Here is an 11654-nt window from a genome sequence, read left to right as displayed (position 1 = left end):
CAGCCTTTCTTACCTTATGATGGGTCTGGATTAAACTGCTTCACAAACGCTTGCAGCACAAGGTTAGCTCGCTTCCACTGAAGCTTCATGGAATCAACAATCCCGTAATTGTCTAGTAATTCTTCACGATTCACCGAGCCAAATAATTTCTCTTGAAGTATAGCATGAAGGGCAGATGCCCACACATCAACAGCGCCTTCTTCCGCTTTCTGTAAATCTGTATAGATCGATGTCCCATAGGCATAGGCTAGAAATTCCTGCCAAGTCTGCTTGGCAAAATAAACAAAATCAGGTTGGCTTATTTCACTAATGTCCCCGACTCTGCGAATCATATCACGAATGCGTGATGGAAAGTCCTCTGGACACATCGGTGTCTCCTCGATCTCGACTAGGATCTTTTCCCCATTCTTGGGGAACTCGATAAATCCACGCTCACCCATCTGTTTAAGCGCCTGCAAAGCTTTGAATTGAATGTGAGGGTGCCGCGGTTTCTCACACAGCCACTCCTTTACACGTTGGCTTACGTCAGATTGATCGATGAACGCCAATTGTTCAAGGGCATTGACTTGCTGCTCCAACGTACCGTCTCTTAACATATTCAGAAGCTTAAGTGCAAAAGCGCCATCATCGGCTGTCTTTTCTTGTATATACTGCCGTAAAAGATCCGTTTCTTCCTCTGGGTCCTCTTCCAATGGAGACGTCATTGGGAACATGGTTTCCGGAAACATGGTATACAGCCAGTTCCTCAGAGCTTCCCATTGTTCGGTCTTGTGATGGTCTACTGTCGGAAATTGCAGTAGAAAGGTTAGCAATTGGAGTGCATCACTATACTGCTCTGTTTTTAGAAACCGAGTCAGCTCCTCTTCGTAATATTGCTCTGTTTTCGGAAAAAGAATTAAGTTATTGATGGATGGGTCCGTTATGATGATCACCTCAGAAATCTTGGTCTCGCTGGTGACAGTTTACTTGATTGTCAAAGTGATTGCAAAATAAACATTTAAAATAGGGTTGACTTCACTTGAAACTATATGATAATATAACTCTTGCTTCGCTAAACGGATCACATCCGCAAGGTAAGAAGAGGTCTATGTCTCAGTAGCTCAGCTGGATAGAGCACACGCCTTCTAAGCGTGCGGTCGGGGGTTCGAATCCCTCCTGGGACGTTCATGTACGGCAAAGGATCGCGAGAAATCGCGATCTTTTTTTGTTTATCTACATTTGTTAAAATAAAAAAATCACTACGCTACGAATCTTTCATATTGTGTTATACTCTTTTCAATTACATATTTTTTCGAATAAATGAGGTGCCCTTGCGTAGCAAGCAAGGGGTAACAGGGAATCGGGTGCAAATCCCGAGCGGTCCCGCCACTGTATTCGGGGAGTTTCTTTCTATCATGTCACTTGATGCATATTCAGGGAAGGCTGAAAGAATACGATAATCCGAGAGCCAGGAGACCTACCTTCATTTATGCACCCAGAAACCTTCGCGGAAAGGAGAGGTGTACGTCAAGTCTTTCGACATCTAGCTTATATTTATCGTTTATTCGTACATACCCACGACCAATCCATTAGGATTGGTCTTTTTTGTTCGATAATCAAACTTTAATTAGGAGGAATAAAAAAAGACCATGCAAACAAAAACACGAAAGACAAAGGTTACTAGCTTCTTACTTGTGGTCATAGGGTTAGCCCTCTATCTATTCATTAATGAGCCGCAAACCGTCTACGGCATGCACATTATGGAAGGATTTCTCCCCGTAGGTTGGGCTATATTCTGGTGGGCAGCCTTCCTTCCGTTCTTCTTTCTAGGTGTCCGAGCACTTATCAAAATTACGAAGGAACATCCAGAGCTCAAAATTATGCTCGGCCTTGCTGGTGCATTCACCTTCGTACTTTCAGCATTGAAGATCCCTTCTGTAACCGGAAGCAGTTCTCACCCAACAGGTACAGGTTTAGGAGCTGTAATGTTCGGACCGCTCCCTATGAGCGTCTTAGGATCGATTGTTTGTTATTTCAAGCAGTTTTACTTGCTCATGGAGGACTTACGACTCTCGGGGCAAATGCTTTCTCAATGGCCCTCTCCGGTCCAGTAGTTGGTTACTTCATATATAAGTCCGTGATGAAAACAACCGGCAAACAAAAATGGTCGATATTTTTGGCGGCATCTCTTGCCGACTTATCCACATACATTGTTACTTCTGTCCAATTAGCTCTTGCATTCCCCGCTGAACAAGGTGGATTTATAGCATCCTTCTTGAAATTCGGCGGCATTTTTGCCATTACGCAAATCCCTCTTGCCATTAGCGAAGGCATTTTAACCGTATTAATATGGAATTGGTTACAATCTTAAAGCCCTAAAGAGCTATCCATTCTACAACATAAAATGAAAGGAGCTTCTGAGCAATGAAAACTCGTACCGTGAATACCCTGATGCTAATTGCCGTTGTACTATTGGCAGTCTTACCCCTTATTTTCGCAAAAGGCGAATTTGGTGGATCGGATGATGCCGCTGAACAATTGATCCAAAGTATTGAGTCTTCCTATACGCCATTGTTCTCTTCTTTATTTGAGCTCCCAGCTGAGACGGAAAGTATGCTGTTCGCCTTACAAGCTGCCATCGGGGTTGGCTTCATTGGGTATGCCTTTGGCTTTTTCAAAGGGAAAGCATCTAAATCCAAAAACCAATGATGAAACGGATCAATTCACTCTCCTATAAAAATGCCTTACGCCCCCTATCACCGATGTGGAAGTGCGGTTTTGCAGTTACTATGCTGTTGTTTTCATATCTAACGCATCCAGCCGTCCAGATAGTGATCGCTATATGGATGGCCATATGGACGGTAGGCTACGCTCGTGTTCCATTCAAATATTATGTAACGATCATCGGTGCTGCATGTCTTTTTTTTGTAAGTAGTGTACCCGCATTAGTCGTAGAGATCCGTCCTCTGCAAGCCTTGCCGGATATTCATGTGGTGGCGGCTTTTGCATTCATGGACTGGAAGTTGTCCGTTACTTCAACAGGTCTTTTGCTAATTGGCAAATTATTCGTTCGTATTATAGCGAGCCTAAGCTGCGTGTCCTTAATAATGTTCAGCACTCCTTTTTCCGAATTGCTGCAAGTCTTACAAAAAGTTCGTGTTCCCAAGCTGGTTCTGGAAATTATGCTTATCATCTATCGGTTTCTGTTCATCCTATTTGAAATTGCTAATAACATGTATGTAGCTCAGCAATCAAGAGGCGGTCAAACCGGTTTCCAAAATAGACTAAAGGATACAGCCATTATTATTGTTCAAATGTTTATCAAAACGATGCAGCGGTATAAATCATTGTCAAATGGCCTTGTCTCCCGAGGTTTTACGGATGACATTCACATGGCGCCTTACCGAGCTAATCCTGTACCTTTTCGATATAAATTGGAAAGTTATGTAGGGTTCACGCTGCTGCTGCTCGAAATTTGGCTGCGTTGGAATTGGAGGAGTATCCGATGAGCACGATTTTAGAAACCTTAGAAGTGAGTTTCAGCTATCCCGCTTCACAGACTATAGCTTTGAACAAGTTAAAGCTCCGCATCCCCGAGGGAAAATTAACGGCCATTTGTGGTCATAACTGTTCTGGAAAATCAACTTTATTTCTTCATGCTATTGGCATTCATTCACCTTCATCGGGTCAAGTTTTATGCGAGAACGAACCTTTGACTTACACTCGCAAAGAACTTAAACAATTACGTCAAGACATTGGACTTGTCTTTCAAGATTTGGAACAGCAGATCATTCTGAATACTCCTTATGAGGATGTCACCTACGGTCTGCGGAATGCTGCCATTCCTAAGCCTGAGATTACTCGCCGAGCAGAAGCAACTTGACCGTATACATAGTCGTGGTATCACGTTAGTCATCTTTTGCATAAATGATAATCAACGACTCTACAATAAAGTTAAAACCCCATCCAGTTTGGATGGGGTTTTTGGTATTAGGACGGTATGTATGATAATTATTTATTACTTTGTATGCGGCTAATGCCCTTATTTCCTATGCCGGTTGGCACAAAACGTTCCTCAAAGCTATAAATCATATGTTCCTGGAGTGGTTTCCCCTCTAGTAAATGCTCTCTAACAAGCCTTCTCCCAGTCTCTGGTGTCATTTCCTTGTACCAAATCCCTTGCGGATACACCGTAACAACACCTGCGTCCTGACAGCGGCCATTACATCTAGTCCGAGTTGTATGTATAAGATGCTCGGCTCCGTTCTTCGAAATTTCATCTCGGATGGCTAGTGTTGTTTCATCTCCTGAATTTTTCAGGCAAGATCCCCCGTTACAGATAAGTACATGATGTTGGACTGTTGATAGATCCCACGTACTCATAAGAACACCTCCCTATCTCCCGTAGGCATATAACTGTGCTGCTGAAATAGGCAGGTCTCCTGGCTTCAGGATCTTCATCAAACGTCAGCCTTCCCAATCGGTCGATCAGTGGCATAGAGATAGAGACGTTGACTCCTCTGTTACAGTGGCGGGACCGCGTCGGCTTCTAACCGATCTTCCCTTTTAAGCTTACCCTGCGCTTGGAAAGCGGAACGTAAGCACCTATTTCGAATATGAAATTGTGTCCAAGTTTATTTAAATCTTTTAAACTTAAATCTCATCTTACCTCATAGTCTACTTACAAACAAGGAAAAAGCCCTACCAAATGGCAGGGGCTTCATCGAATGCTGTATTTACGAATTCAAATCACTCATTTAAACGGAAGGACGATTCGGTTGGTGATGTCCAGGCTCTGTTGAATCCAGATTGGCCTGTATGCGAGAAGATTGCTTCGAATGATCGATTGTGCTTTGAGTCCGCTGGTCCATACTTTTCTTTTTGCCCATAATGGATTAATCCTCCTGTAAATTGAAATAATGATCACTTGATTAGTATGGAGAAATATCGTATCAAATATGCTGTTTAAAATACCCATTAAAGCCGAAGGACGAAGGAAAAGCAAAAGCCTGTAAGGAGATCTCCTTACAGGCTCTTGATGGTGCCATTAGACTTTAGTGCTTCTTGTGCGGCAAATTACTGCCTGGCTGACCGTCACCTTGGGTCCTCAAATTCTTCGCGGCTTTCTTCTGCTTGTCGTGCAGCTTGCTAATGAAATGACTATCCATGAGCATTCGCCTCCTGAAGAAAGAATGGCACTACCTCTTTAGAATGTCACACAAGCTCTAAATTTAAACGCATGGCAAGATTAAGAATCGCGCCTCTTGCTTCTGCATCTGTTTTGACTTTTTCGTACAATTCCTCAAAATTAGTGCGGTTTTGAATAAATTCCGGTTCGGTTTTGATAGCCGTTTGTGTCCAGTTAATTAAGACATTCTCAGCTTGGGTAAGTTCATTGTAAGCACGATGCAAGCCTACACGCTCAATAATTTCTTCCATTTCTGCTTGCCCAACTTCTTTACCTTCCTCTTTTAATTCCGCAATTCGTTTATCCGCTTGGTTACTAATTTGCAGAAAATGCTCTCTTGAGGCCAGATAATCAATTTGTGCTTTGGAGTGTTTCTTTTTCATTGTCATCACCTTTGTCATTTAGTAAGTAAGAATTGGGTTTATTGTATCAGGCCTGTCAACAAAACACAAAATCCGTCCAGCGACTGCGCCCATCCACTTCTGGACAGACATTATATACCTTGAGTTTGCATACCTTTTATCATCATGCTCTCTTTATAAGGAAAGGAAGGAACGTCTATGTGCGGAATAACGGGTTGGATAGATTGGCGGAAAGACTTGACCGGGTACCCGTCCATTCTAGAAAATATGACGGAAACGCTCCATTTGCGTGGACCTGATGCTTCTGGTACTTGGATTTCACAGCATTGTGCCCTCGGCCATCGACGTCTTAGTGTAATGGATCCGGAAAACGGCGCTCAGCCTATGGTACGGAAACAAGGAGACTACACGTATACGATCGTATATAATGGCGAACTCTATAACGCACCTGAACTCAAAAAGGAGCTCGAACTTCGTGGACATCATTTCCGCACGACCTGTGATACAGAGGTGCTGCTTGTTGCCTTTATTGAGTGGGGGAGAGCTTGTGTAGATCGACTTAATGGCATTTTCGCTTTCGCGGCCTGGAATGATCAAGAACAATCTCTTTATTTGGTCAGAGATCGGCTTGGCGTAAAGCCGCTTTTTTATTCTCATCAAAATAGTGTGCTTCTATTCGGCTCTGAGCCGAAGGCCATACTCGCGCACCCCGACTTCCAAGCAGAGGTTGGTGCGGAAGGCTTGGCTGAAATCTTCGCAGTAGGTCCGGCTCGCACACCTGGTCAAGGGATTTATCGCAATATGTCAGAACTCAAACCAGGACAATGCGCTGTATTTGACCGCAACGGCTTATCCATTCGTACGTACTGGAAGCTCGAAAGCCACCAGCACTCCGACGATATCGCTGCTACTGCATTACAAGTTCAACAACTGCTCAGAGATACATCCCAGCGCCAACTTGTGTCTGATGTACCCATTTGTACTCTTCTATCGGGTGGTCTTGATTCTAGTGCGCTTACTGCACTTGCCTCTGCTCATTACAAGGAAAGCGGGCAAGGCGCTCTGCATACTTTTTCCGTTGATTACAAAGATAATGACAAACATTTTAAAGCAAACATATTTCAGCCAAATTCAGATGCACCTTGGATTAAACGGATGACAGAGCATCTAGGAACTGAGCATCACTATATTGAATTCGACACACCCGAGCTTGTGGAATCTCTGAAAACAGCGGTATTTGCCCGTGATACGCCAGGGATGGCTGATGTTGATGGGTCTCTTTATTTATTTTGCCGTGAGATCAAAAAAGAAGCGACGGTTGCCATTTCCGGGGAAGCAGCTGACGAAATATTCGGTGGATATCCTTGGTTCCACAACGAAGAAGCTTTGGCTGCGGGTACGTTCCCTTGGTCTTTAAAACTGAACAATCGCATCGACCTGCTGGCTCCCGATCTTGTGGATTGGATCAAACCAGTCGAGTATGTCAACAATCGATATCAGCAAGCACTCAGCGAAGTGCCGCGGTTAGCTGGGGAAACACAGCAGCAAAACCGTATGCGAGAAATGTCTTACTTAAACATTACTCGGTTCATGCCTACACTTCTGGATCGAAAGGATCGTATGAGTATGGCCGTCGGACTTGAAGTTCGCGTCCCTTTCTGCGATCACCGTCTTGTCGAGTATGTTTGGAATATTCCCTGGGAAATCAAAACATCGGGTGATCGGGAGAAAGGCATTTTGCGCAAAGCGCTCAAAGGTGTTCTTCCTGAGGATGTGCTAACTCGCAAGAAAAGTCCTTATCCAAAGACACACAATCCTAATTACTTGGCAGCTGTGAGAAAATGGGTGTTGGAAATTCTAGATGACCCCAGCTCACCCTTGCTCCCCTTCATTGATGTTAAAAAAATCCGTGCACTCGCCAGCTCAGAGACGAATGATTTCGATCTCCCATGGTTTGGTCAGTTGATGACAGGTCCTCAACTATTCGCCTATTTGGCGCAAGTAGATACTTGGTTACGTTCCTATAAAATTTCCATCCGATAAATCAAAAAAGCCTGCTACCCACCGATGAAGTGGAAGCAGGTTTCTTCATGAAATTAGCCGTTCTGATCAGGAAGTCTATCCAAAAACATGCGCAAAGCTTTGGCTCGATGGCTCATCTCATTCTTCTCTTCCATCGTTAATTCAGCCATCGTTCTCCCAAGAGCAGGGATATAAAATAACGGATCATAGCCGAAGCCGCTTTCGCCACGTTCTTCGCCAATGATGTAACCACGGCAAGAGTCCTCCGCTTCAATCACTTCATTCGCTACAGGATCGATGAGGGTAAGCGCACAGACAAAGGAAGCTTCACTAAGAAGCTTGGGGTGCTCTGCGTCGGCAGGCAATCCGTCTACTGAACCTACCTCGCTCAATGCTTGCAGCAGCTTAGCATTATTGTCTGCATCCGTAGCATTCTCTCCAGCGTACCTGGCTGAATAAACACCCGGTTCACCGTTCAAAACCGCCACACACAAACCTGAATCATCGGCAAGAACCGGCACATGGAGGTGTGCCGAAATAATCTGTGCTTTAATCCGTGCATTTTCTGCAAACGTCGTTCCGCTCTCCACGATTTCCGGAAGATCCGTGTAATCCGTTAAGCAGCGAACTTTGTAGCCTTTTGCTCCAAAAAGCTTTTCAAACTCTTTTACTTTTCCTTCGTTACGCGTCGCAATGACGACGAAATTACTTTGTAGCAGCATGATGTACACCTCGAATGCGATCAGCGATCGGGCCTAATACTTTGGACTGCTCTTCAATCATCGTATGGATGCCTGTTTCAGCAAGAGCGAGCAATTCATCGAGTTCCTTACGGGAAAAAGGAGCATCCTCGCCCGTTCCTTGGATTTCTACGAATTGCCCCTGCCCCGTCATCACGACATTCATATCTACTTTAGCATGTGAATCTTCTTCATAATTCAGATCCAGCCGTGGTGTTTGGCCAATAACACCAACACTCACAGAAGCCAGAAAGTCGTTAATCGGGAATTTAGCTAATTTTTTGTCAGTCGCCAGCTTATCGATGGCAAATGCCATAGCAACAAAAGCGCCGGTAATTGACGTAGTACGAGTACCGCCATCCGCTTGAATAACGTCGCAATCCAGTGTGATGGATCTTTCGCCTAATGCTTCCAAATTCACCACGGAACGAAGCGCACGGCCAATAAGACGCTGAATCTCCATCGTACGTCCACCAAGCTTACCTTTGGCAGCTTCACGCTGATTTCTAACCTGCGTAGCACGAGGCAGCATTGAATATTCGGCTGTAACCCATCCTTTCCCTTGACCCTTCATAAAAGGTGGGACGCGCTCTTCAATCGTCGCTGTACAAATCACTTTGGTATCCCCGACCTCAATAAGCACCGAGCCTTCCGCGTGTTTTATATAATGAGGGGTTATTTTCATAGGTCGCAGTTCTTGATTCGTTCTTCCGCCAATTCTCATAAATGTTGTTCTCCTCCTGTTGCTTCCATCAGAAGCTTTGTTCCTACGCCCCATTGTAACAAAGTAGCCAGCGAAAAGCATCCCAAGCCAAAAACAATGATGCGGAACATTGATTATAATGCTGAGAAAACCCCTATGCAAGCGCCTTGTTGAAGACAGCGTTTTTGCATAGAGGTCGTTAGAACCGGGCAAGCTTCTTAAAGCTTAGCCGGATTAATATGAGCTGTTTTAGTTACAGGCTTCACAGCTCCATCCACTTTAATTTGGACTTGTTTAAAGCTTGTATTCTCGGTCAATGAAAGAATAACGGACTGCATAGCCTCAGCGGATGCCTTCTGATCGGCACCAAGGAATTTATTGGAGAAGTCAACCGTTATAACGCCATCCGCCGGCTTAATGCTCTTCACTTCCGTTGTAGCATTCAGAACAGCAGCCAGACCCTTCTTCTGATCAGGCCCTTTGATCAACTGTTCGACAACCGCTTTCGCGACATCATCCGTCCTTTTGACGAGCCTTGTAACAGGTACATAATATTTGTAATTTTGATCATTTTGATTCAAGAAATAGAGTGTAACCGGTGTGGATTGACCAAATTCAGCGTCCTCAGCCTTCTCAATGTTGATCCCCATAGAGCGTGCAAGAGGAGTATCCAGCGGTGTCTTCCCTTTCGGCATCTCCTTCAGATCTTTCCCATCTACACGCAGCTGCACTTTCTCTACGGTTGGGAAGCTCGTCAGGTTCCAAGTGATAGCCTCCAAAATCTTTCTCTCATTCGGCCCATCATAATTGAGGAACTCCTTAGAGAAATCAACAATGGCACGCTTGTCTGAAGTAACATTCAAGCTTACGACTTTCGTACCTTTAGGCAACAGAGCTTGGAAACCAGATGGAAGCAAACTTGCAACTGGTCCTCCGTCCACCATGTACTCGAGAGTCGTTTTGGCGACAGACACCGTCTTTGGTAATCCAAGACTAAGTGGAGCTACGAAGCCTTTTGCATCTTTTACATATACCGTCATCTGTGATGAATTGTCTTCGATCATATCGATCGTAACGGCTGCTGATGTCGTCTTCGCGTCAGCTTCCGCACCCGTTGTCGGAGGTGCATCGATGTCACTTTTCTTCCCAGTGCCCAGAACCGAACATCCCGTGGTCAGCAAGGCAATTACCCCCGCGATAGCGGCTGAACGAATCCAATGTTGATGTTTCATTAGCTTATTTCCTCCTCCAAGTTTTTGCAGAAGCTTGCTCAAGAAGCATCTGCCCTGTATTTTCTTTGCATGGCCTGTACACTGCTTTTTCGTATTATTATGTATACGAGGCTTTGTCCGATTTATAACTACTTTTTGTCCCAATTTGAAAAAAAGTCATGCACCTGGATTTAAACCCTGCGCCTGTTGGACATAGCAACAAGTAAAATCTTGGGAGTTAACTTCCTTCGGCATCTTTTAAAGATATGCTATACTCAAAAATAAAGAATTGACTTAATTTGGAGGCGCTTCAATGAGAACATTCCTTAAAGAAAAAGCAAACATTTTCAACGAATTCCGTGAAGAGGTTTTTAGTCACTATTCCCAAGCCGTCATCGAAGAAGCCGTTGCTCGCTTACTCGTCGAAATCAAAGGAATTAAGAAAATTCCCTATGAAACGATCACAACGACTCTACTTGGTGTATTAAGTAAAACAGAAACCTATAACGTTATGTCCACGCTCATGGAGCTCCAAAAGAAGGTCAAACATGATTCCGAGCTTCTAGCTAGCATGAAGGACCCAGCCTATAATGTTCATCGCACCATTGCTATGTCCATCTGCGGACTATATGGCAGCGGGGCGATTTCTCTTTTTGGATTTATGGATTGTAAATTCCGTTTCTTCTTTCCGACCAAACGTCCTAAATCTTTTATTTCCAAAGGGATCTGTGCCATTGTTGCATCAACTGCAAGTTCAATCATTTCTGAAAATGTGAAAGAGGACTATACAGCGCGTAACCTGGCTCTGTTCGAGTCGAGAGGCGTGGCTTTGGAGGATATGGTGGATATTCTGGATCAGCTTCAACGCCCCTACAATCCGGATATGGAGCGCAGCCTTTGTGAAGAGCATGTGCTTGCCGTATTACGAAAACAACAAACGTTCCACGCCCTTCAATTGGCGATCAAAATTGATACAGCCGTCGAAGCAGGAGAATTCAACCCCCAATATAATCATATTGTCGGACAAGACGAAGGGCTTTTTGGGGTTGATGAAAGTATAGCAACAGCTGTCCCACTCATGTATGGGACCATTGCACTCACGAATTTCGGATACCTTGACAAAGAGAAAATCGGGATTATTAAAGACCTCGATAGCGATCATTCCGAGGGAAAATGCAATACATTTATCGATGATATGGTATGTGGAATCGTAGCTGCCGCCTGTGGCCGTTTGGCGCATAATAATATTCCTACCTATAGTAAGCCTTTGAAGTGAGTAAAATGCTTTATTGAAGAGTTGCCGTAGAGTGGTGAGTTGTTGGGAGAATTGAATTTAGTTTTGTAAGGAATCGAGCGACGGGCTTCAGCAATAGCCAAGGATACTGACTAGTGTTAGTCGGAACTCTATTAACGGAACGTGAAAGCCTTATTTGCCGTAAAACGCCTATT

The 11654-nt window shown here is 44.3% G+C and carries 13 protein-coding genes, 1 tRNA gene, 1 pseudogene and 2 riboswitches; of the genes and pseudogenes, 7 read left to right on the top strand and 8 right to left on the bottom strand.

The features are described from left to right. Nucleotides 1-14 precede the first annotated feature (14 nt). Complete coding sequence (locus tag QFZ81_RS06260) at nucleotides 15-932, bottom strand: hypothetical protein (protein WP_307446747.1); 918 nt, start codon at nucleotides 930-932, stop codon at nucleotides 15-17. A gap of 157 nt (nucleotides 933-1089) precedes the next feature. Here QFZ81_RS06260 and QFZ81_RS06255 point away from each other — a divergent pair. The 5 genes and pseudogenes from QFZ81_RS06255 (at nucleotide 1090) to QFZ81_RS06235 (ending at nucleotide 3862) form a co-directional block, all read left to right on the top strand. Then, nucleotides 1090-1163: transfer RNA gene (locus QFZ81_RS06255), tRNA-Arg, on the top strand. Between the two features lie 122 nt (nucleotides 1164-1285). Next, a riboswitch (cobalamin riboswitch) is annotated at nucleotides 1286-1479 on the top strand. A 149-nt stretch (nucleotides 1480-1628) separates the two neighbouring features. Further along, nucleotides 1629-2350: pseudogene (locus QFZ81_RS06250) on the top strand (energy-coupling factor ABC transporter permease). Nucleotides 2351-2403: 53 nt separating this feature from the next. Continuing rightward, entirely contained in the window at nucleotides 2404-2688 is a 285-nt protein-coding gene (locus QFZ81_RS06245; protein WP_307446751.1) for an energy-coupling factor ABC transporter substrate-binding protein, read from the top strand. Beyond that, nucleotides 2685-3488 (top strand): cobalt ECF transporter T component CbiQ, encoded by an 804-nt coding sequence (gene cbiQ / locus QFZ81_RS06240; RefSeq protein ID WP_307601953.1) that lies wholly within the window; start codon nucleotides 2685-2687, stop codon nucleotides 3486-3488. Before QFZ81_RS06245 ends, cbiQ begins: the two co-directional genes overlap by 4 nt. Next, nucleotides 3485-3862 carry an ATP-binding cassette domain-containing protein gene (locus tag QFZ81_RS06235; RefSeq protein ID WP_307601951.1) on the top strand — a complete coding sequence of 126 codons (378 nt, stop codon included), beginning with the start codon at nucleotides 3485-3487 and terminating at the stop codon, nucleotides 3860-3862. The genes cbiQ and QFZ81_RS06235 overlap by 4 nt, the downstream gene beginning before the upstream one ends. A gap of 128 nt (nucleotides 3863-3990) precedes the next feature. On the opposite strand, the gene QFZ81_RS06230 is transcribed toward QFZ81_RS06235, so the two are convergent. From QFZ81_RS06230 to QFZ81_RS06215, 4 genes are all read right to left on the bottom strand, one after another. Beyond that, nucleotides 3991-4362 (bottom strand): (2Fe-2S) ferredoxin domain-containing protein, encoded by a 372-nt coding sequence (locus tag QFZ81_RS06230; RefSeq protein WP_307601949.1) that lies wholly within the window; start codon nucleotides 4360-4362, stop codon nucleotides 3991-3993. Between the two features lie 32 nt (nucleotides 4363-4394). Further along, nucleotides 4395-4603: riboswitch (cobalamin riboswitch) on the bottom strand. A gap of 133 nt (nucleotides 4604-4736) precedes the next feature. Continuing rightward, nucleotides 4737-4868 carry a hypothetical protein gene (locus tag QFZ81_RS06225; protein ID WP_307446760.1) on the bottom strand — a complete coding sequence of 44 codons (132 nt, stop codon included), beginning with the start codon at nucleotides 4866-4868 and terminating at the stop codon, nucleotides 4737-4739. Nucleotides 4869-5033: 165 nt separating this feature from the next. Continuing rightward, a complete protein-coding gene (locus tag QFZ81_RS06220) occupies nucleotides 5034-5147 on the bottom strand; it encodes a DUF4023 family protein (protein ID WP_307446763.1) in 114 nt (37 codons plus the stop codon). 46 nt (nucleotides 5148-5193) lie between these two features. Next, nucleotides 5194-5550 (bottom strand): hypothetical protein, encoded by a 357-nt coding sequence (locus QFZ81_RS06215; protein WP_056836396.1) that lies wholly within the window; start codon nucleotides 5548-5550, stop codon nucleotides 5194-5196. Nucleotides 5551-5727: 177 nt separating this feature from the next. On the opposite strand from QFZ81_RS06215, the gene asnB reads away from it, so the two are divergent. Further along, nucleotides 5728-7572 (top strand): asparagine synthase (glutamine-hydrolyzing), encoded by a 1845-nt coding sequence (asnB, locus tag QFZ81_RS06210; RefSeq protein ID WP_307446766.1) that lies wholly within the window; start codon nucleotides 5728-5730, stop codon nucleotides 7570-7572. Between the two features lie 53 nt (nucleotides 7573-7625). On the opposite strand, the gene QFZ81_RS06205 is transcribed toward asnB, so the two are convergent. From QFZ81_RS06205 to QFZ81_RS06195, 3 genes are all read right to left on the bottom strand, one after another. Then, nucleotides 7626-8273, bottom strand: coding sequence for an XTP/dITP diphosphatase (locus QFZ81_RS06205; protein WP_307446769.1), 648 nt, complete (start codon nucleotides 8271-8273; stop codon nucleotides 7626-7628). Next, the gene (rph, locus tag QFZ81_RS06200; RefSeq protein WP_171644825.1) at nucleotides 8257-9015 is read right to left on the bottom strand and encodes a ribonuclease PH; all 759 of its coding nucleotides are present in this window, start codon (nucleotides 9013-9015) and stop codon (nucleotides 8257-8259) included. The genes QFZ81_RS06205 and rph overlap by 17 nt, the downstream gene beginning before the upstream one ends. Nucleotides 9016-9212: 197 nt before the next feature. Then, a complete protein-coding gene (locus tag QFZ81_RS06195) occupies nucleotides 9213-10226 on the bottom strand; it encodes a GerMN domain-containing protein (protein WP_057306195.1) in 1014 nt (337 codons plus the stop codon). A 292-nt stretch (nucleotides 10227-10518) separates the two neighbouring features. Between QFZ81_RS06195 and QFZ81_RS06190 the strand changes: the two genes are divergently transcribed. After that, nucleotides 10519-11481 carry a phosphatidylglycerophosphatase A family protein gene (locus tag QFZ81_RS06190; RefSeq protein WP_171644827.1) on the top strand — a complete coding sequence of 321 codons (963 nt, stop codon included), beginning with the start codon at nucleotides 10519-10521 and terminating at the stop codon, nucleotides 11479-11481. The last annotated feature ends 173 nt before the right edge of the window (nucleotides 11482-11654 follow it).

The organism is Paenibacillus sp. V4I9, assembly GCF_030817295.1.
Classification (GTDB): Bacteria; Bacillota; Bacilli; order Paenibacillales; family NBRC-103111; genus Paenibacillus_E.
Note: the sequence above shows the minus strand (reverse complement) of the source record. Positions and strands in the feature narration are given on the sequence as shown.